The 18,530-nt window shown below is 59.3% G+C and carries 18 protein-coding genes; all 18 read left to right on the top strand.

Annotation, left to right across the window (positions count from 1 at the left end):
• Positions 1 to 69: 69 nt before the first annotated feature.
• The 18 genes from J4E63_RS10020 to J4E63_RS09935 all read left to right on the top strand — a co-directional run bounded on the left by J4E63_RS10020 (position 70) and on the right by J4E63_RS09935 (position 18,506).
• A complete protein-coding gene (locus tag J4E63_RS10020) occupies positions 70 to 2,175 on the top strand; it encodes a TonB-dependent receptor (RefSeq protein ID WP_207281809.1) in 2,106 nt (701 codons plus the stop codon).
• 25 nt (positions 2,176 to 2,200) lie between these two features.
• On the top strand, positions 2,201 to 3,535 hold the full coding sequence (locus J4E63_RS10015) for an LLM class flavin-dependent oxidoreductase (protein WP_207281808.1): 1,335 nt from the start codon (positions 2,201 to 2,203) through the stop codon (positions 3,533 to 3,535).
• Positions 3,535 to 4,584 (top strand): ABC transporter substrate-binding protein, encoded by a 1,050-nt coding sequence (locus J4E63_RS10010; RefSeq protein WP_207281807.1) that lies wholly within the window; start codon positions 3,535 to 3,537, stop codon positions 4,582 to 4,584. Before J4E63_RS10015 ends, J4E63_RS10010 begins: the two co-directional genes overlap by 1 nt.
• 26 nt (positions 4,585 to 4,610) lie before the next feature.
• Positions 4,611 to 5,459: an ABC transporter permease gene (locus tag J4E63_RS10005; RefSeq protein ID WP_207281806.1), complete on the top strand. Its 849-nt coding sequence runs from the start codon at positions 4,611 to 4,613 to the stop codon at positions 5,457 to 5,459.
• The gene (locus J4E63_RS10000; RefSeq protein ID WP_207281805.1) at positions 5,456 to 6,229 is read left to right on the top strand and encodes an ABC transporter permease; all 774 of its coding nucleotides are present in this window, start codon (positions 5,456 to 5,458) and stop codon (positions 6,227 to 6,229) included. The genes J4E63_RS10005 and J4E63_RS10000 overlap by 4 nt, the downstream gene beginning before the upstream one ends.
• 239 nt (positions 6,230 to 6,468) lie before the next feature.
• Positions 6,469 to 7,026, top strand: a complete 558-nt coding sequence (locus J4E63_RS09995) for an alpha/beta hydrolase (RefSeq protein WP_207281804.1) — start codon at positions 6,469 to 6,471, stop codon at positions 7,024 to 7,026.
• Between the two features lie 301 nt (positions 7,027 to 7,327).
• Positions 7,328 to 7,897: an alpha/beta hydrolase gene (locus J4E63_RS09990; RefSeq protein WP_207281803.1), complete on the top strand. Its 570-nt coding sequence runs from the start codon at positions 7,328 to 7,330 to the stop codon at positions 7,895 to 7,897.
• 243 nt (positions 7,898 to 8,140) lie between these two features.
• Complete coding sequence (locus tag J4E63_RS09985) at positions 8,141 to 9,499, top strand: LLM class flavin-dependent oxidoreductase (RefSeq protein WP_207281802.1); 1,359 nt, start codon at positions 8,141 to 8,143, stop codon at positions 9,497 to 9,499.
• Positions 9,496 to 10,338: a class II aldolase/adducin family protein gene (locus J4E63_RS09980; protein WP_207281801.1), complete on the top strand. Its 843-nt coding sequence runs from the start codon at positions 9,496 to 9,498 to the stop codon at positions 10,336 to 10,338. The genes J4E63_RS09985 and J4E63_RS09980 overlap by 4 nt, the downstream gene beginning before the upstream one ends.
• Positions 10,335 to 11,426 (top strand): ABC transporter substrate-binding protein, encoded by a 1,092-nt coding sequence (locus tag J4E63_RS09975; RefSeq protein ID WP_207281800.1) that lies wholly within the window; start codon positions 10,335 to 10,337, stop codon positions 11,424 to 11,426. The genes J4E63_RS09980 and J4E63_RS09975 overlap by 4 nt, the downstream gene beginning before the upstream one ends.
• A 2-nt stretch (positions 11,427 to 11,428) precedes the next feature.
• A complete protein-coding gene (locus tag J4E63_RS09970) occupies positions 11,429 to 12,262 on the top strand; it encodes an ABC transporter permease (protein ID WP_207281799.1) in 834 nt (277 codons plus the stop codon).
• A 9-nt stretch (positions 12,263 to 12,271) separates the two neighbouring features.
• A complete protein-coding gene (locus tag J4E63_RS09965; RefSeq protein ID WP_207281798.1) occupies positions 12,272 to 13,039 on the top strand; it encodes an ABC transporter permease in 768 nt (255 codons plus the stop codon).
• A gap of 44 nt (positions 13,040 to 13,083) precedes the next feature.
• Positions 13,084 to 13,899 carry an ABC transporter ATP-binding protein gene (locus J4E63_RS09960; protein ID WP_207281797.1) on the top strand — a complete coding sequence of 272 codons (816 nt, stop codon included), beginning with the start codon at positions 13,084 to 13,086 and terminating at the stop codon, positions 13,897 to 13,899.
• A complete protein-coding gene (locus J4E63_RS09955; protein WP_207281796.1) occupies positions 13,896 to 15,116 on the top strand; it encodes an MFS transporter in 1,221 nt (406 codons plus the stop codon). Before J4E63_RS09960 ends, J4E63_RS09955 begins: the two co-directional genes overlap by 4 nt.
• Before the next feature lie 160 nt (positions 15,117 to 15,276).
• Entirely contained in the window at positions 15,277 to 16,212 is a 936-nt protein-coding gene (locus tag J4E63_RS09950; RefSeq protein WP_207281795.1) for a LysR substrate-binding domain-containing protein, read from the top strand.
• Positions 16,213 to 16,483: 271 nt separating this feature from the next.
• Positions 16,484 to 17,293, top strand: coding sequence for an energy transducer TonB (locus J4E63_RS09945; protein WP_207281794.1), 810 nt, complete (start codon positions 16,484 to 16,486; stop codon positions 17,291 to 17,293).
• An 85-nt stretch (positions 17,294 to 17,378) separates the two neighbouring features.
• Positions 17,379 to 18,104 (top strand): MotA/TolQ/ExbB proton channel family protein, encoded by a 726-nt coding sequence (locus J4E63_RS09940; RefSeq protein ID WP_207281793.1) that lies wholly within the window; start codon positions 17,379 to 17,381, stop codon positions 18,102 to 18,104.
• Complete coding sequence (locus tag J4E63_RS09935; protein WP_207281792.1) at positions 18,105 to 18,506, top strand: biopolymer transporter ExbD; 402 nt, start codon at positions 18,105 to 18,107, stop codon at positions 18,504 to 18,506. It begins immediately after the preceding gene.
• Positions 18,507 to 18,530: the final 24 nt, after the last annotated feature.

Below are 18,530 nucleotides of genomic sequence, written 5' to 3'. Positions count from 1 at the left end.
CTGCGAAAAACTGTTCCATCTCCAAGTGCACCACAGCTGTACAGCAACAAAATCCGACTGGCATTGCTGTTGATCATCAACGCCGGCCTGGGCGTTCCAAACGCTGCCCTCGCAGAACAGGCACCTGCCCAAGACGACACTCGCCTGCCGGAAGTCAAGGTCACTGCCGAGCGCCGTGAAACGACCCTGCAAAAAACCCCTGTCACGGTCAATGTGATCGACGCCAACGAACTGGAAAAGCGCTCCGTCACAAAACTCGCCGACCTCGCCGGTCTCGCCGCTGGCGTCAACATCCCCAACCAATGGACGAATACTCAAAGTGTGTTCATTCGTGGTATTGGCTCATCGCGACCGATTGGCAACCCTTCAGTGGGTTGGTACCTGGACGACGTCTATATTCCACGTTCGTTTGGCAGCAGCTTCCTCGGCAGCTTGCCTGACATCGAACGTGTTGAAGTGCTGCACGGCCCCCAAGGCACCCTTTACGGGCAGAACACCAGTTCTGGCGCACTCAAGTTGATCTCTCGTCAACCCACTGCACAGCCCCATGCCTGGGCAAGCGTTGGCCTGGGCAATCAGGGGCAAGTGGAGACTCGCGGTTATGCCACCGGCACCCTGAGCCCGGAACTACTGACCGCCAGCGTCGCACTTGCCAGCAGCCATATCGATGGTGACGTGGACAACCATTATTTGGACAAGGATGTAAATGGCTACGAGAACAAACAGTTCCGCACCATTTTCCATCTAACCCCTTCCGATACCTTCGATGCGGTGCTGTCGGTCGACGGTTTACACGGACATGCTACCGGCGGGCCTACGCCCACCAACTACCCGGGTAGCGGCAAGCGGCGCAATTTTTCTGATATCGGTGAAGAGCAGAACTACGACAGTGGCGGTGCCTCACTGAAACTGCAGTCCTGGCTGAACGATCAACTGTCGGTCAAGTCAGTAACGGCCTACCGCAACTTCGACGTGGACATGCCCTCTGACGACCCCTACCCAACCTATGTGCAGGGCTTCGACCAGGACCTCAATCAGGAGCAGTATTCGCAGGAATTCCAGTTGCTCGGTGACTATGGTCGCCTGAGCTTCATCACGGGCCTGATGCTCTGGCACGAGGTGTTCGAGATGGATCGCCTGAGCTGGAACAACAACGCCTTCAGTGTCATCGATAGCAAGAGCACCACCAACAGCATAGGTCTGTATGGCCAAAGCACGTACAAGTTCACCGATGCCCTGAGCCTGACCCTTGGCTTGCGCCTGAACAAGGAATGGCGTGAGATGGATAGCGCCGCCTACAACAGCAACGCCACAGGCGCGCAGCTCGCGCAGCGTTACTCGGTAAACGGTTTGAAGGAAGAGTACGAGGCCGTAACGCCTAAAGTTACCCTCGACTATCAGTGGACACCTGAACTGTTGACTTACGCCACCTGGGCCGTCGGCGAAACGGCTGGCGGCTGGAACCCAGCCTCAGCCTCGTTGGCCATCGCGCAAACACCGGTCGACCCGGAAAAAGTCACCTCCTATGAGCTAGGCCTCAAGAGCACCCTATGGGATGGGCGTCTGCGCAACAACCTGGCTCTGTTCTACAACGACTATGAGGACTATCAGGCGTCAATCAACAACCCGGTGGTCAACGGCCAACTGATCACCGGCGCAGTGATTGCCAATGCAGGGCAAGCCCACACCTATGGTGCCGAATGGGAGTCCACCCTCAAAGCCAGCCGTAATCTGGAGTTCAACCTCAACCTGGCCTACCTGCGTACCCGATTCGACGAGTTCCTCAACCCTACCGGTGCCGCCAGCACGGACTTCACTGGCTACGAACTGCCTTATGCGCCCCGTTGGAGTGGCAGCATTGGCAGTACCTACAGCGTTTCGTTGCAGAACGGTGGCGACGTACGATTGAACGCCAACTACCGCTCGGAGAGCAGTTCCTATTCGGCGGTCAGTGCGACTAACGAGTACACCAAATTCCCGTCTACACACTACCTGGACGCGGGCATCTTCTATACCACACCGGATGCCGACTGGACCTTTTCGGTCACCGCTAAAAATCTTTTGAACAAGACCTACGAGCTTCCCGGCTCCTACGTGCCTGCGTTGGATTTTTACTCCGTCAATTACAACCGCGAGCGGCAATTGCTGTTCACGGTTCGCCACGATTTCCTCTGAATCAAGCTTAAAGGAGAGCACCGCTATGGCCCACTCAAACAAACGCCAGTTGCATCTTGCAGCCTTTCTCTCGGGCATAGGCGCACACGTTCAGGCGTGGCGACATCCAGAGACGTCCAGCAATTGTGCCTCGAGCCTCGACGCCTTTATCGAAGCGGCGCGTATCGCCGAGGCCGGCAAGTTCGATTTCGGTTTCATCGCCGATTCGACGTTTATCACTAAAGATTCGACTCCGTATTTTCTCAGCCGTTTGGAGCCGATCACCGCACTTTCGGCAGTGGCCTCCGTGACCACTCATCTCGGTCTGGCAGCTACCATGACCACATCGTTCAGTGAACCCTTCACCACCGCTCGCCAACTTGCCTCGCTGGACCTTCTCAGTGGTGGACGCGCAGCCTGGAATGCCGTAACCGGAGCGCTTGAGGGCCACGCGCGAAACCATGGCGGCGAAAAACTCTACGACCATGCCCTGCGTTATCGCATCGCTGATGAATACATTCGCGTGGTCAAGGGGCTCTGGGACTCATGGGAAGACGACGCTTTCATACGCGACAAAGACAGCGGCCAGTACGTCGACTTCAAAAAAATGCATCCGCTTAATCACAAGGGCGAATTCTTTTCCGTGCAGGGCCCACTGAACATCGAGCGCTCCCGGCAGGGTCGCCCGGTGCTGTTTCAAGCAGGAGCATCGGAACCGGGCCGTGACCTGGCAGCCCGTGAAGCCGATGCGATCTTTTCTGGGAGCGTTGAGAATGTGCCATTGGCCAAGGCCTACTACAACGATATCAAGACACGTGCTGCAGCTTATGGGCGCAGGCCGGAAGAGGTCCTGATATTCCCCTCGATCACACCGATTGTCGGGGAGACTGAGGCCGATGCATTGCGCAAGCATCGTGAAGTCGCCGAACTGCTGGATATCCAGGTGGCGGTGAAATATTTGAGCCGCTATTTCAGCTTCTTCGATTTCTCCCAGTTTGCCCTCGACGAACCATTGCCCGACCTCGGTGACATTGGCAAGGACAGCTTCAAATCCACTGCCGAGGCCTACCTGCGTATCGCACGCGATGAGAACCTGACCCTGCGCCAGCTGGCTTTACGCGCCGCCAGTCCGGGTTTGCAGTTTGTTGGCACAGCGGAACAAATTGCCGACCGCTTGCAAGCGCTTTTTGAAGAGGAGGTGGTGGATGGTTATATCCTCCACGCCTATCTGCAACCACTAGGGTTGCGCGAGTTCGTCGATCAGGTAGTCCCCATCCTTCAGGACCGCGGTATCTTTCGCCGCGAATACGAGGCCGATACCCTGCGCGGCAACCTCGGCCTGTCGTTCCCGGAAAACCGAAATGCCAAGGGTGGCCAGTGATGATTCGTCTGTTTGGGGTACTGGTTTTTTTACTGTTCGGCGCAGCCGCGCACGCTCAGGAACAGCCGCTGGTCGTGCGTCTCGGCGCGCCGGCCTTGCACGGCGACACTCAGGGCGTATGGGGTGCAACCGGTGTCGCGCGGGCCAAAGGCTGGTTCGAAGAAGAGTTCGCCAAAGATGGCATTACGTTTGAGTTCCCCGGTTTCAAAGGCGGCGGCCCCATGGTCGGTCAGGCCTTGGCCAACGGCCAGATCGACTTCGCGGGCAACGGGGACATGATCTCTATCATCGGCAAAAGCTCAGGCATCAAGACTCGCCTGCTGATGCCCGGCAGCCGCCTGGAGAATGCCTATCTGCTGGTCGCTCCGGGCTCGCCGATCAAATCGGTGAGCGATTTGCGTGGCAAAAAGGTCGCGTACTTCAAGGGCAACTACATCCAGCTACAAGTCATTCGCATTCTGGCCACCCAAGGCATGAGCGAAAAAGACATCCGCAACGTCAGCCTGCTCGGTGCGGCGGCTACCAATGCCCTGCTCAACGGCAACATCGACGCAATCTTCGCGGGCGCGGAGTCTTTGGAGAGCCGGGACAAGGGGCTGACCCAGGTGATCTATAGCACCCAGGGCGGCTCGGCACGGCTCACTGCGCAATCCGGCATTCTGGTGCGCGAGGAGTTCGCCCAACGCTACCCGGACATTACCCGGCGGGTGGTCAAGGTGATTGTGAAGGCTGCGCATTGGGCTAGCGATCCAGCCAACAAAGACGAGGTCTTTGCTATCTGGGCCAAGGGTGGGCGCAGTCTGGCGACGCTGGAGACAGACTACAGCAACCGCCCCATCGCAGACCGCCTCAGCCCGTTGCTCGACCCGTTTTATGTCGCTCAGTATCAGGACACACAGAAGCTGGTCGGGGAGCTCGGCCTGCTGCGTGGCGTTGAGTTCGATATTCAGCAATGGTTCGATCCGCAGCCGCTTGAGGCCGCACTCAAGGAACTGAGTCTGGAAAATTACTGGGTGGCATTGAATGCCAACGGACAACGGACTCGCTAATGTCGGCCGGTAGCCAAGGTGTAACCATGACAACACCGCTCAGCCTGAATGAAACGCCGGCCCGCGCCGTATCGGCGGGTTCTGCGTCGGCTCACGGGCGCCGGGAGTGGCGCCCGGTCTTCAGCCTGCTGCTGGCCTGGCCGGTGCCCTTCGTCCTGTTGGCACTCTGGTGGCTGGGCACCGAGCAAAACTGGATCAGCGCGCAGACCTTGCCCCCTCCCACCCAAGTGTTCGACACCCTGCTGACGATGCTTCACACCGGTGAGGCGTGGCGGCATCTGGCAGTCAGTCTGCAACGGGTTTTCGGCGGTTTTGCGCTGGGTGCCGGCGCCGGTTTACTCATCGGGTTCGGCATGGGGCTCTCGAACATCATCCGCGAGTTGCTGTATCCGGCGTTCCGCATGCTGGCCTGCGTGCCGCTGCTCGGCTGGTTGCCGCTGCTGATGTTGCTGCTCGGCATCGACGAAACACTGAAGATTGTGCTTATCGCCAAGGCGGCGCTGATCCCGGTCACTCTCAATACCTACCAGGGTCTGCGCAACGTACCCCCGAGCTATCTGGAACTGGCGCGGGTGTATCGTTTCGGTTATGGCCAGCGACTGTGGCGAGTGCTGCTGCCCGCCGCGTTGCCTGCAATCTGGAGCGGTCTGCGTTATGGCCTCACGCACTGCTGGCTAGTCTTGGTGCTGGTGGAATTGCTGGCGTCGTCGGAAGGTCTGGGCTACCTGATGTCCAACGGCCAACAACTCATGCAGATGGATGTGCTACTGGCGGCGGTGATCATCGTCGGCACGGTCGGCTTCACCCTGGACAAGCTGCTTGAGGCCACCGAGCGGCATCTATTGCGCTGGCGCCAACAGGCGTTCGCATCATGAGCCGGGTGCACGTGCCCGTCTGGCGCCCCTATGTCCTCGGCGCGCTCTTGCCGCTTATTGGTCTGCTGCTCTGGCAGGCAGCCGCAACCTGGGGTTACACCGGACCGCTGTTTGTCACGCCGCAGAGCGTGCTGAGCGCGGCCGTCGAGATGAGCGATGACGGCCAATTGTGGACCACGCTGTTCACCAGCCTGGGGCGCTACGTTAGCGGACTGATGCTGGGTGCCTCGGCCGGTCTGGCGACAGGCCTGCTGCTCGGTTTGTCGCGATTGAGCCGTTTGTTGTTCGGCCCGACGCTGCGCACCGTGCAGCAAATCTCGCTGTTCGCCTGGATCCCGCTGATCATGGCCTGGTTCGGTCTGGCCGAGACCAGCAAAATCGTGTTCATCGCACTGGCGGCATTTTTTCCGGTGCTGATCAACACCTTCGAAGGCGTCGGCAGCGTCCCCACCGCCCTGGTCGAGGTCGCTCGTGTGCACCGGTTCAGCCGCTGGCAACTGCTCACCCGCGTCGTTCTGCCGTCAGCAGTACCGTCGATTTTCACCGGGTTCTACCTGGCACTGATCTACGCTTGGCTGGCGACCTTGGGCGCGGAGTACATGCTCACCTCCGGCGACGGGCTGGGCAACCTGCTGATCGATGGCCAGGAGCGGTATCGCATGGATCACGTGCTGCTCGGCATATTCCTTGTCGCGGCTATCGGCTTCGGGCTGAACTGGCTGACTCACCTTCTGGAGACACGCCTGTTGCGCTGGCGAAAACCAGCGTGAGAGCTCTGTCTGCACGCCGTGAATGCACAGAACACCGGATCGAATCGTCCCACTACGCTCCCTGGCCCACCGAAGGTACGCGCTTCAACCTCGGCAGCATCGCTAGCGCTGAGTCATGAGTACCGCCTCGGCGACGCCTTGCCCTGAGGCATGCTGGTTATGTCGTTATGCCAATTGACCAGTCGCCGGATCAGGGCGCATCGGCTAGCCTGCGCGTTTCATGTTCGAGGAAGCTCACGATGCCGACCGAAACGCGCGTACTGATCCTGCCTGGCAGAGGCGACTCCGGCGCCAAGCACTGGCAAACGTTCTGGGAGCGCAGCCACCCGAACTACCGCCGGGTATTCCAGCGCGACTGGGACAACCCCGACGTCGAGGAATGGGTCGAGACCCTGCACCAGGCCATTACCGAAGACGACTCACCGGCGATACTGGTCGCCCATTCGCTGTCGGTGGGTCTGGTGGCACACTGGGCTTTGCGGCATACCGGCGCGGCCTATAAAGGGCCGGTCAAGGGTGCGTTGCTGGTAGCACCCAGCGATGTCGAAGAACCGTCCTACCCGCCCGGCGCCCTGGGCTTCGCGCCGATGCCCTTGGTGGGCCTGCCCTTTCCCAGCATCCTCGTCGCCAGCACCGACGATGCACGGGTGACGCTGGTACGAGCGCAACAATTTGCCACGGCCTGGGGGTCACGCCTGTTGATACCGGGCGCATTCGGTCACCTCGGTTCACTGGCTGAACTGGGTGACTGGCCTTATGGCTACGCGTTGCTGCAGGAGTTGGTCGAGGCTTCATGAAGCGGTAATCCCGGACTCTTTTCCGCCCACAGCCATATGAAATCGGCGCGCAAGCAACGCCGACAATCTCAGTTCGCACTCCCCGCACATCTGCTTAACCTGCCCGCACACGTGCACGCAGCCCCCTTCGCCCGCCGGCCATTGCGACGCATATGCGTGAAGTGGCTTTGCATAGCACTTTAAATCGGTTCGCCACCCTGCTCCGATCCCCTAGCATGATCCTCCTGATGCTCCACACGCGGCGCAGCACAACGATGCATCACGCTTGCGCCGGCAAAAACCAGATGACGAGGACTCACAGATGACAGATGTACGTGTTCTGATTCTTCCCGGACGTGGCAACTCGGGAGAAGGACATTGGCAAACCCATTGGCAAAAACACAACCCTTCCTACCAACGGGTTCTGCAACAGGAATGGCAGAATCCCGACCTCGACGATTGGGTCGAAGCCTTGCAAGCGGCCATCAGCGAAAAGGACACGCCGGTGGTGCTGGTCGCGCACTCGCTGGCAGTCAGCCTGGTCGTGCACTGGGCTAGCCGTTACAGCGGCCCGGTACAAGCCGCATTGCTGGTAGCGCCCAGCGATATCGAAGCGCCTGACTACCCGCCCGGTACGCAGGGATTTGCTCCCGTTCCGCTGCAGGTGCTGCCATTCAAGACGGTGGTCGTTGCCAGTACCGACGACCCGAAAGTCAGCCTGCCACGCGCGCAACATTTCGCCAACGCGTGGGGGGCACGCCTGGAAATCGCCGGCGCCCACGGCCATCTCGGTGCAGCTTCCGAACTGGCGGACTGGACCTTTGGCGCGCAGTTACGTGACGAACTGATCGCCCACGCGGCGCTTGACCCTGTCGTCGCAAGACAGGAATAAACCCTAAACCTCTGGGTATTAAAGAAATACCCGCTGCGGTGATAACTTTCAGTTCCTCTTCAGACGCTTCTTACGACTTTACTGCATAAGAAACACCGTTTTTATCAGTTCCAGTAGCCCCGGTGCTTTCGTATCTTGGGGCTGCCACCGCGCTCACCCTGCACAGGACAGCCGCGTCGAATTCAACCGACAGCAGCGCTGCTCCCTCCGAGAGTCGCCGCTCAAACCTGCAGGACACTACTCATGGCCCGCACCGACAATCGTACAATCCGTTTTGGCATCGGTATTCAAGGTGGTGGCGGCCACTGGCGCGATCCGGCAATCCCGGACGGCGCAGCCGCCGACATCCGTAGCTACATCAAACTGGCTCAACTCGGCGAAGCCGCCAAATTCGATTTCGCCTTCATCGCCGACTCGGCCTACATCACCAAAGACGCTACCTGGCCGTTCCTCAGCCGCCTGGAGCCCATCAGCGCGCTCTCGGCCGTTGCGACAGTGACGGAGCGAATCGGGTTGGTCGGCACCATGACCACCTCCTACAGCGAACCCTTTACCACCGCTCGCCAACTCGCGTCCCTGGACAAGATCAGCGATGGTCGCGCCGGCTGGAACGCGGTGACGTCGGCGCTGGAAGGCGTGGCCAAGAACTATGGCCACGACAAGTTGCACGATCACGCGCTGCGTTACCGCATCGCCCAGGAATACGTGGGCGTGGTCAATGGCCTGTGGGATTCGTGGGAAGACGACGCCTTCGTCCGCAACCGCGAGACCAACCAATATGTCGACTTCGACAAAATGCACACCCTCGATCATCGAGGTGAGTTTTTCTCGGTCCAAGGCCCGCTGAACATCGAGCGCTCACCACAAGGCCGGCCGGTGCAATTCCAGGCGGGCGCCTCGGAGGCCGGACGCGATCTGGCCGCACGTTACGCCGACGCGATCTTCTCCGACTTTGCCAGCATCGGTAGCGGTGACCTGACCGAGGCACAAGAGCAATACCAGGACATCAAGCGCCGGGTGAAAGCCTATGGCCGCAACCCGGAACACGTCTTGATCCTGCCCTCCATCGGGCCGATCGTCGGCGACACCGAAGCAGAAGCCGAACGTCTGTACCAGGAATCATTGCAGTACATCGATATCGAGTTCGCCGTGAAATACCTGAGCCGTTACTTCAGTTTCTTCGACTTCTCACAGTTCCCCCTTGACGAGCCTTTGCCAGAGCTGGGTGACATCGGCAAGGACAGCTTCAGATCCACTGCCGAGTACTACAAACGCATCGCCCGCGAGGAAAAACTTACCCTGCGCCAACTTGCCTTGCGCGCCGCCAACCCGCGTGGCGCTTTTGTCGGCACTGCGGTGCAGGTCGCCGACAAGTTGCAGGCTTTATTCGAGCACCCCGTGGTTGATGGTTTCATTGTGTTTGGCAACGTGAACCTGACCCAGCGCTTTGTCGACAAGGTAATTCCCATCCTCCAGGAGCGTGGATTGTTCCGTACCGACTACGAGGCCGAAACCTTTCGCGGCAACCTCGGCCTCGACTTCCCCGAAAACCGCTACGCCGCCGCACGACGCCTGGCTGAAACCGAGAGGATGCAGGCATGAACGACATCACCCAACTCAACCAACAATCCGCACCACAATCGGATATCGAGCGGCGCTTCGAAAAAGCCAAGACCTATCCGCGACCGCAACCACCGGTGTTCGCCACGGTCGAGGAGGAGCGCTTGCACCGCAAGCACAAGCTTGCTGCCGCGTTCCGCATCTTCGGCAAGCTGGGCTACGACGAAGGCGTGATGGGCCACATCAGCGCACGCGACACGGCAAACCCCAACCATTTCTGGATGAACCCGTTCGGGCTGAGCTTCAACCTGATCACCGCAGACGATCTGTTGCTGATCGACCTCAACGGCGATCTGGTCGAAGGTGACGGCTATCCACACCCGGGCGGCATTCCCCTGCACTCGGCGATTCTCTCTCTACGCCCGGACATCGTCTCGGTGGCCCATGTGCACTCTCTCTACGGACGCACCTGGACCACCAACGGCCGGTTGATCCCACCCGCCAGCGCTGAGTCAGCGGTGTTCTTCGGCAAACACGCGATCTTCGACAGTCATGCCCACGGCGAAGGTGATTCACTGGCGCAAGCGCTGGAAGGCAACCGTGCGCTGCTGCTGAAAAACCACGGGCTGCTCACCGTCGGCCAGAGTGTTGACGAAACGGCCTACCTGTTCATCTCCTTGGAAAAAGTCTGTCAGTCGCAGATCGCCGCCGAATCCATGGGCTCGACCCTGACCATGGAAGAGGAACATGCCCGCAAAAGCGCCGAGCGTTTTGGTCCCTATAACGGCTGGCTGAACTTCCAGCCGCTGTATCAAAGCATCGTCAAGGAGCAACCGGACCTGCTGTCCGCCGCCCAATCTTCAGTCGGGAGTGTTCGGTGAAAGCCGTATTACCGGTCGCCGCATTCTGGCGACGTATTGTTCTCGCCGCCGCCCTTATCATCGGCACCACCTCGGCCCTGGCAGAAACCGCGCCCAAGGAAATCCGCCTGGGCGGCCCCGCCCTGGGCGTAGCGGGCAAGGATTACTGGGGCTGGGGTTTGCTCGGTATCGCCCATGCCAATGGGTTGTTTCAGGAAGAGTTCAAAAATGATGACACCACCTTCAAGTTCATCGGCCTCAATACCGTGCCGATGGTGGGTGAGGCGCTGGCCAGCAACCAACTGGACTTTGCCGGCCAGGGCGACCTGATCTCGCTGATCGGCCGCTCGGCGGGTGTAAAGACCCGCTACATCCTGCCAGTAAGCAAGTTCAGCAATGCCTACCTGGCGGTGAAACCCGACTCCCCCATCAAGTCGATCGCAGACCTCAAGGGCAAGCGCGTTGCCTATTTGAAGGGCAATTACATTCACTTGCAGGTGATCCGTATCCTCGCCGCCAATGGGCTGAGCGAACGCGATGTGCGACAGGTCAGCCTCGACCAGGCCACCTCCAACACAGCCCTGGGCACCGGAGATATCGACGCGGTGTTTGGCGGTGCCGAGCTGCTGCTATTGCGTAACAACGGCGCCGCCAGGATCGTTTACACCACCCGTGACCGGGATACCAACGCCACCGCTCAGACAGGCCTGATCGTGCGCGATGATTTCGCCAGTCGATACCCTCAAACCACCGCGCGCATCGTCAAGGTACTGGTTCGCGCGGCCCAATGGGGATCGGATCCGGCCAACAAGGAAGCGGTTTTCGGCCCGTGGTGGAGCTTCCGCCTGCAGGACGCAATCAGGGAAGACACCAGTGATCGCCCTTGGAGCCAGCGCGCCAGTCCGCTGTTCGACCCGTTCCTGGTCGCCCAGTACCACGACACGTATCGCCTGGCCAAAGAGCTGAAACTGTTGCGCGGCAAGGACTTCGACCTGGACCAGTGGATGGATCACAGCTTTCTCGACCAGGCGCTGAAAGAACTGCAGCTTGAGCACCACTGGCAGCCTATGGACGCCCACGGCACCCCGATAGCCAAGGCGAGTGAGTAAACATGAACCGCGCCCTACTCTCGTCCCTGCCCACCGGCAAGACACTGCCGAGCATTACCTTGTCGCGTATGACCGGTGGCGTCTTGCATTTCGTCTGGCCATGGCTGTTGCCAGTCGGCCTGATGCTGCTCTGGTGGCTGAGCGCACGCCACGAGTTGATCGCCTCGCAAGTTCTGCCGGGGCCAGAGGTGGTATTGAACACCGCGCGGGACATGATCGGCAGCGGACAATTGGCCGAGCATGTGTCGATCAGCACGCAACGGGTGCTGCTGGGTTTTCTCATGGGCAGTGGCATCGGCCTGTTGCTGGGGATTGCCATGGGGCTTTCCGAGCGCGCCAGCGATTACTTGTATCCGCTGGTACGCATGATCGCTTATGTGCCCTTGCTGGGCTGGTTGCCGTTGCTGATGTTGCTGCTGGGCATCGGCGAAACCTTGAAGGTTGTTCTGGTGGCCCAGGCCGCGCTGTTGCCCGTGGCGCTGAACACCTGCAATGCCATCCACGCGGTGCCGTCACGGCTCATTGAAGTAGGTCGCCTCTATGGCTTCAGCCATCGTCAGTTGCTGTGGCGAATCATCTTTCCCGCTGCCTTTGCGTCGATCTGGAGCAGCATCCGTTATGCACTGACCAAGAGCTGGCTGGCGCTGGTGGTGGTCGAGTTGCTGGCCTCGTCCGAGGGTCTGGGGTTTCTGATGGTCGACAGCCGTCAGCTCTACCAATTGGACGTGATGCTGGTAGCGGTGGCTGCCATTGGCCTGATCGGTTTTCTTCTGGACCTGGGTCTGGCCCTGATCGAGCGGCGCATCCTGCGCTGGCGACGTAGCGGTTTCGCCTGAGGAATGCCCATGAATCCCCTTGCTCTACGTCGCCTGCGGCGCGGTCTGACACTGCCTGCACTGTTGTTGTTCATATGGTGGGCGGTGTACGCGTTCGGGCTGACCGATTCCACCTTGTTCGTCGCTCCCGACAAGGTCTTGAATGCCGCCTTCGGCACCGAAGCGGGCGCTGCTATCTGGCAGACCCTGGCGCAGAGTCTGCTGCGCGGGCTGAGTGGCCTGATCATCGGCACCAGCCTTGGGCTGCTGCTCGGAGTGCTGCTGGGTGTATCGCGGCACGCCGAGCGGTTCTTCGCCTTGACGTTGCACTCGATCAAGCAGGTGTCGTTGTTTGCCTGGCTGCCGTTGTTGTCACTGTGGTTCGGTTTTGGCGAGAGCAGCAAATTGGCGTTTATCGCCTGGGCCGCATTCTTCCCCGTACTACTCAATACATTCGAGGGTGTTTCCGGCGTGCCACGCGAGCTGGTCGACGTCGCCCGCGTCAGCGGTTTCTCACGCTGGCAGATGTTCAGTCGACTACTGATACCGGCAGCCCTGCCCTCCCTCTTCAACGGCTTCTATCTGGCGCTGGTGTTCTCCTGGCTCGCCACCCTGGGCGCCGAATACATGCTCGGTTCGGGCGACGGGATGGGCGTGCTGCTGATGGAAAGCCGCGCCGAGATGCGCTTGGACCTGATGCTGCTGGGCATCGTGCTGATCGGTGCCGTCGGCTTTGCCCTGGACATAGCCGCCAAGGCTTTGGAGCGCTACCTGCTGCGCTGGCGAGATCCGGCGTAAACGCCGCCCCCAACTTTTTCTGACCACTTTGAAGGAGGAGCACCATGGCCCATGCCGCCGCTCTGAAAATTCGCCACCTGAACAAGCACTACGCTGTAGAAAACCAGCCCCTGCAGGTGTTGCAGAACATCGACTTGAGCATAAGCCCTGGCGAATTCGTCAGTGTGGTCGGCAGCAGTGGCTGCGGCAAGTCGACCCTGCTGCGGCTGATTGTCGGCTTGGAAGACGATTACCAAGGCGACATTCTGGTGGATGACAAACGCATCATCGGCACCAGCCTGGAGCGCGGCATCGTATTCCAGGAACACCGGTTGTTCCCCTGGCTGACCGTGGCCCAGAACGTTGCGATAAGTCTGATCAATGCAGACCTTAACGCCGCAGAGAAGCATGAATCGGTACAAACCCATATCGAGATGGTAGGCCTCAAGGGGTTTGAAAACGCCTATCCATCGCAACTGTCCGGCGGCATGAGCCAGCGCGTGGCCATCGCTCGTGCGCTGGTGAGTCGTCCACAGATCCTGCTGCTGGATGAGCCCTTCGGAGCACTCGATGCCTTGACTCGCAGCCATTTGCAGCGCGAGTTGCAGAACATCCTGCGCCAGGAGCGCATCACCACGATCATGGTCACCCATGATGTCGAAGAAGCGGTATTCCTCGGCGATCGCATCGTGGTGATGGAACCCCGTCCGGGGCGAATCAAACGCATCGTCGCGGTGCCACTGGCGCGTCCGCGCGAACGGGCGAACCCGCTGTTCGTGGCGATCAAGGACGATGTGATGAGCGATTTTTCCGACGTCTCGACCGTTCCGGAGGCGCCTTCGATACACGCGGGTACCGACACGTGGAGACTGACCTGGTGAAAAATGCGCAACCCTTGGCAGCCGACAAATACACCAACGGCCTGCAAGGGCAGCGCAACGTGCTGGCGGGTTTTCTTTGCCTCAATGCACTCGCCGGATTGAGTGTCGGCGTTGCCAAAGTGGTGTTGTCACTGTATGCCGTGCAGTTGCAGGCAGACGCCATTCAACTGGCCCTGATAGCCGGTGCGCAAAGCGTCGGCATCCTGCTCATGAGCCTGCCCGCCGGAGTGTTGGTGGATCAACACGGCCCCCTGCGCATGTTCACGATCGGCACCCTGGTCAGTGGCGGCCTATATCTGGCAATGCCCTGGATCGACTCATCCGCCCTGCTGTGCCTGATCATTTTGCTGATCAGTTGTTTCATGCCGCTGCGTATTGTCTCGCTAAGCGCGATGTTCATGCAGCAGATCGGGCGAGTCGGCGTCGGCATGGCCGGCTGGTTTCGTGCGACGCATATGATCGGCATGCTATTGCTGGGACCGTTGGTAGCCGCCTGGCTACTGGACAGCGTCGGCTTCGCCGGTGGCTATGTCGCCATAGGCAGCACCTTCTTCGTACTGGTCCTGCTGGCTCCGCACGTATTCCGTCACTACCAACCCTCACAGGCACATGTTCGTACCTTCAGCCTGGCTGAACTCGCGGCTCAAATAGCTCTGGTGGGCAGCGACAAACTGCTGCGTGATGCCTGCCTGCGCGAGTTTTGCATTCAGGCCGTCAATCAGTTCTATAGCTTCTTTATCGTCGTCATCGCCATCCAGGCATTTCTCTTCGACCCAGCCCAAGCGGCCGGATTGATCTCCGCCCAGGGCGCCAGTTATGTGCTGGCGCTGCTCGGAATAGGCAGCCTCGCTTCGCGCATGGGTGAGCAGCTGTTCTTTCGCTTCGGCTGTGTGATTGTTATCTGTGCCCTGCTGATACTCGGAGCTGCAGCGACGGACTGGATGCTGTGGCTGGGCGCCATCGTTCTGGGAATGGGTCTGGGCATGCTGCAGATCATGACTATTTCCTGGTTCGCCAAGGTCGGCGCACAGCGCGGCCAAGGACGCATTGCCGGCCTGACCACCTTCGTCGGGCCGGCTGGCGGACTGGTTGGGAGCGCAATTGGAGGAGCGGTTGGACACTGGTTCAACTTGCAATTCATGTTCTTGCTGATGGCACCCATTTTTGCGGCTTTTCTGCTGAAAAGCCTGGTTACCGGAAGAAAATCCCGGATCTGATGCACAGATTTTATATTCCAATTAGAGATAACAAGATAATTATTAATAACTTCTAAGCCGTAACAGTATTCTTTACCATGCGCTTCGAATCAACAATCGCAATCGCGCAATGAAGCGCATGTCGGGCGGGAGGCCAGAGGTTGTACAAGGGGGCGGTACCATGAATTTCCAACAACTGCGCTCGGTTAGAGAAGCCATACGAAAGGGTTTCAACCTGACCGAAGCCGCTGACGTGTTGTGCACCTCACAATCAGGCGTGTCCCGTCAGTTGCGCGAGCTGGAAGAAGAACTCGGTGTGTCGATCTTCGAGCGTCACGGCAAGCGATTGACGGGACTGACAGCCCCTGGCCGCGATATCGCCCGTATCATCGAGCGCATCTTGGTAGAAAAAGACAATCTCAAGGACGCCGCCGACGAGTACCTGGGTCGCGCCAGCGGTCGTCTCACGGTGGCAAGTACCCACGCTCAATCACGCTATCGGTTGCCCAAGGCGGTCGCAGCCTTTCGCGAAGCATTCCCCAACGTCAAGTTGGCATTGCACCAGACTTCACCGGCACAGATCGTCGAGATGGTGCGCGATGGACGTGTCGACCTTGGCTTCGCGACGGAGTCGCTGTCCAGGCAATCGGACTTTGCACTTTTCCAGGCTTACACGTGGTGGCACCGAGTGGTAGTACCGGTTGGCCACCCACTCACAAGGATCATCAATCCATCACTCGTAGACATCGCCGAATATCCCATCATTACTTATGAAGAAGGAATGACCGGACGAGGTCGTATCAATCAGGCTTTTTACGATCAGGGTGTAACACCCAATATTGTACTTACCGCAATTGATTCGGATGTCATCAAAACTTACGTCGAACTCGGCATGGGCATTGGTATTGTTGCCGAGATGGCCTACAACGCAGAGCGTGACAAAGGCATCATATGCCTACAGCAGGAAAACCTCATACCTCCCAACATAGCCAGTATCGCGGTACGACGTGGCACTTTCCTGCGCGGATATGCAATCGCCTTCATACAAACCCTGATTCCGAATCTTGGCAGCGATGAGATCCGTGCGGCTGTCGAAGGCAGTCGTGATCTTATATGAAAAACTAGTTGGACACCCAACACACAATACCTAGTTTATAAAACAGGTAAGCCGCATCCGGCAGAAACAAAACTCAAATGTATTAGGGACTCATGCCACTGAAGCATGAACCGACCACACGCAGCCGTTTGGTCAAAAACCAGATAACCATCGGTGAAAATATTATTTTGTTAAGTACTTTTCCTAAAGGATCATCAATCCCAGTAACGCATTAGCAGTCGGAAACGCTATGACGCGTTCCATATCAGTTAAGGACTTGCAGGAGTAATTCATGGGCAATGTCCAAGCCGTCACAGGGTTAGATACCTTCTGGCGCCCCTTACCAAGTGGCACGCTGCTTGATCCAGGACAAATCTACAGCGGGCCGTTGGCTTCTTCTCGCCTGCACACCACCCCTAAACACGTGTTGACTCGCCGTGAGGGTGTCTTGCTGGGCGTGTTCGCGCTGGTGTTGCACGGCGCGGTACTTGTCTGGGTCAACCAGACGCCAGCACCGGTGCTGCCCGTGATGCCGCCGGAAATTCCGCCCATGACCATCGAGTTCTCCCAGCCCGCGCCGCCCCTGGTGGAACCACCGCCGCCCGAGCCGATTGCGCAACCCGTGGTCGAGACACCGCCGCCGGTGGAGGATGAGCTGGCCGTCAAGCCACCGCCACCCAAACCTATTCCCAAACCCAAGCCAGTGGTCAAACCCGTGCCTAAACCGGTCGCCAAGCCTGTGGAGCAACCGCCGGTGGCCCCTGCGCCAGTGCAACCGGTTGCCGCGCCCACGCCTCCCGCACCGCCAGCGCCGAAACCGGTGAGCCCGCCTTCAGCCAGCGCCGGCTACTTGAAAAATCCGGCCCCCGAATACCCTTCGCTGGCGATGCGTCGCGGCTGGGAGGGCACAGTGTTGCTGCGGGTTCACGTCTTGGCCAGTGGCAAGCCTGGTGAAATCCAGATCCAGAAAAGCAGTGGCCGCGATCAACTTGATGACGCCGCTCTGGCAGCGGTCAAACGCTGGAGTTTCGTTCCGGCCAAGCAAGGCGACGTCACCCTGGACGGGTGGGTCAGCGTACCCATCGACTTCAAAATCAAGTAACTCGAGTTAACCGATAGACCGCGGGCCACCTGACAAAAGGCGCATCGCCACAACTGATCTGAACGCCTTGTTGGAGAGCCTGACCATGAACCTGATCGCATCACCGTTCGAGTCCATCGAACACGCCGTCATCTGGCTGCTAATTGTCTTTTCTGTCGCAACCTGGGGCCTGGCCTTGCTCAAGGGCGTGCAGTTCACGCGTCTCAAGACCCAGGATCGTGCATTCCATAAGCGCTTCTGGGCGGCCTCCAGCCTAGACGCCGCCGCTGAACCGGCCCACGGCCAACCAGGCGCCGCCGCCCGTGTCGCGCTGGCCGGATATGCCGCTATCCAGGTCCAGGAAGGGACACAAGCGGCGGACCTGAGCCAGGCAATCAATCACCAGGATCGCCTGGAGCGCGCTTTGCGCCAGCAGATTGTGCGCGAGCGGCGTGCCCTGGAAAGTGGCTTGGCGATCCTCGCGAGCATCGGTAGTACATCGCCCTTCATCGGTCTGTTCGGCACGGTCTGGGGCATCATGTCGGCGCTTAAAGGCATCAGCGCCGCAGGCTCGGCGAGCCTGGAAACCGTGGCCGGCCCGATCGGTGCCGCCCTGGTCGCTACTGGCGTCGGTATTGCCGTCGCGGTCCCGGCGGTGCTGGTGTACAACTATTTTCTGCGTCGCCTGAAGCTGACTGCCGCTGACCTGGACGATTTCGCCCACGACTTCTACAGCCTGGCGCAGAAAAACGCCTTCCGCGTGTTGCAGCACCCGGCGCTGAACAAGTCCGGCGCGAAGATCGCCGGTCAGAAAGTCAAGGAGGCATCCTGAATGGCCTTCTCCACACAAGACAGCGATGAAGTGCTCAGCGAGATCAACGTGACGCCTCTGGTGGACGTGATGCTGGTGCTGCTGGTGGTGTTCATCGTGACCGCGCCGCTGCTGACCAACGCCATCCCGATCAACCTGCCGAAGACCGAGTCGGTGGCGCCAGTGGAACAGAAGGACCCGCTGGTGGTGAGCATCGATGACAAGGGCAAGGTGTTCATCAACAAGGACGAGATCCAGGCTGACCTGCTTGAATCCAACTTGCAGGCGGCCAAAGGCAAGAATTCTGATCTGCGGGTGCAACTGCAGGCGGACAACGGGGTGAACTACGGTGAAGTGGCCAGGGCCATGGCGTCTATTGAACGGGCAGGAATCACCAAACTATCAGTGATTACCGCAAAATGACGGAGCTCAATCGCTAACAACGTC

This window comes from Pseudomonas sp. FW300-N2F2 (assembly GCF_017351655.1).
Lineage (GTDB): Bacteria > Pseudomonadota > Gammaproteobacteria > Pseudomonadales > Pseudomonadaceae > Aquipseudomonas > Aquipseudomonas fluorescens_AA.
Note: the sequence above shows the minus strand (reverse complement) of the source record. Positions and strands in the feature narration are given on the sequence as shown.

Bases quoted from the DNA above. Each gene is read 5' to 3' on its own strand.
- J4E63_RS09965 (WP_207281798.1), top strand. From the start codon at position 12,272: ATGAATCCCCTTGCTCTACGTCGCCTGCGGCGCGGTCTGACACTGCCT.
- J4E63_RS09950 (WP_207281795.1), top strand. From the start codon at position 15,277: ATGAATTTCCAACAACTGCGCTCGGTTAGAGAAGCCATACGAAAGGGT.
- J4E63_RS09985 (WP_207281802.1), top strand. From the start codon at position 8,141: ATGGCCCGCACCGACAATCGTACAATCCGTTTTGGCATCGGTATTCAA.
- J4E63_RS09990 (WP_207281803.1), top strand. From the start codon at position 7,328: ATGACAGATGTACGTGTTCTGATTCTTCCCGGACGTGGCAACTCGGGA.
- J4E63_RS09935 (WP_207281792.1), top strand. From the start codon at position 18,105: ATGGCCTTCTCCACACAAGACAGCGATGAAGTGCTCAGCGAGATCAAC.
- J4E63_RS09960 (WP_207281797.1), top strand. From the start codon at position 13,084: ATGGCCCATGCCGCCGCTCTGAAAATTCGCCACCTGAACAAGCACTAC.
- J4E63_RS10000 (WP_207281805.1), top strand. From the start codon at position 5,456: ATGAGCCGGGTGCACGTGCCCGTCTGGCGCCCCTATGTCCTCGGCGCG.
- J4E63_RS09945 (WP_207281794.1), top strand. From the start codon at position 16,484: ATGGGCAATGTCCAAGCCGTCACAGGGTTAGATACCTTCTGGCGCCCC.
- J4E63_RS09980 (WP_207281801.1), top strand. From the start codon at position 9,496: ATGAACGACATCACCCAACTCAACCAACAATCCGCACCACAATCGGAT.
- J4E63_RS10005 (WP_207281806.1), top strand. From the start codon at position 4,611: ATGACAACACCGCTCAGCCTGAATGAAACGCCGGCCCGCGCCGTATCG.
- J4E63_RS09995 (WP_207281804.1), top strand. From the start codon at position 6,469: ATGCCGACCGAAACGCGCGTACTGATCCTGCCTGGCAGAGGCGACTCC.
- J4E63_RS09970 (WP_207281799.1), top strand. From the start codon at position 11,429: ATGAACCGCGCCCTACTCTCGTCCCTGCCCACCGGCAAGACACTGCCG.
- J4E63_RS09940 (WP_207281793.1), top strand. From the start codon at position 17,379: ATGAACCTGATCGCATCACCGTTCGAGTCCATCGAACACGCCGTCATC.
- J4E63_RS10010 (WP_207281807.1), top strand. From the start codon at position 3,535: ATGATTCGTCTGTTTGGGGTACTGGTTTTTTTACTGTTCGGCGCAGCC.
- J4E63_RS10015 (WP_207281808.1), top strand. From the start codon at position 2,201: ATGGCCCACTCAAACAAACGCCAGTTGCATCTTGCAGCCTTTCTCTCG.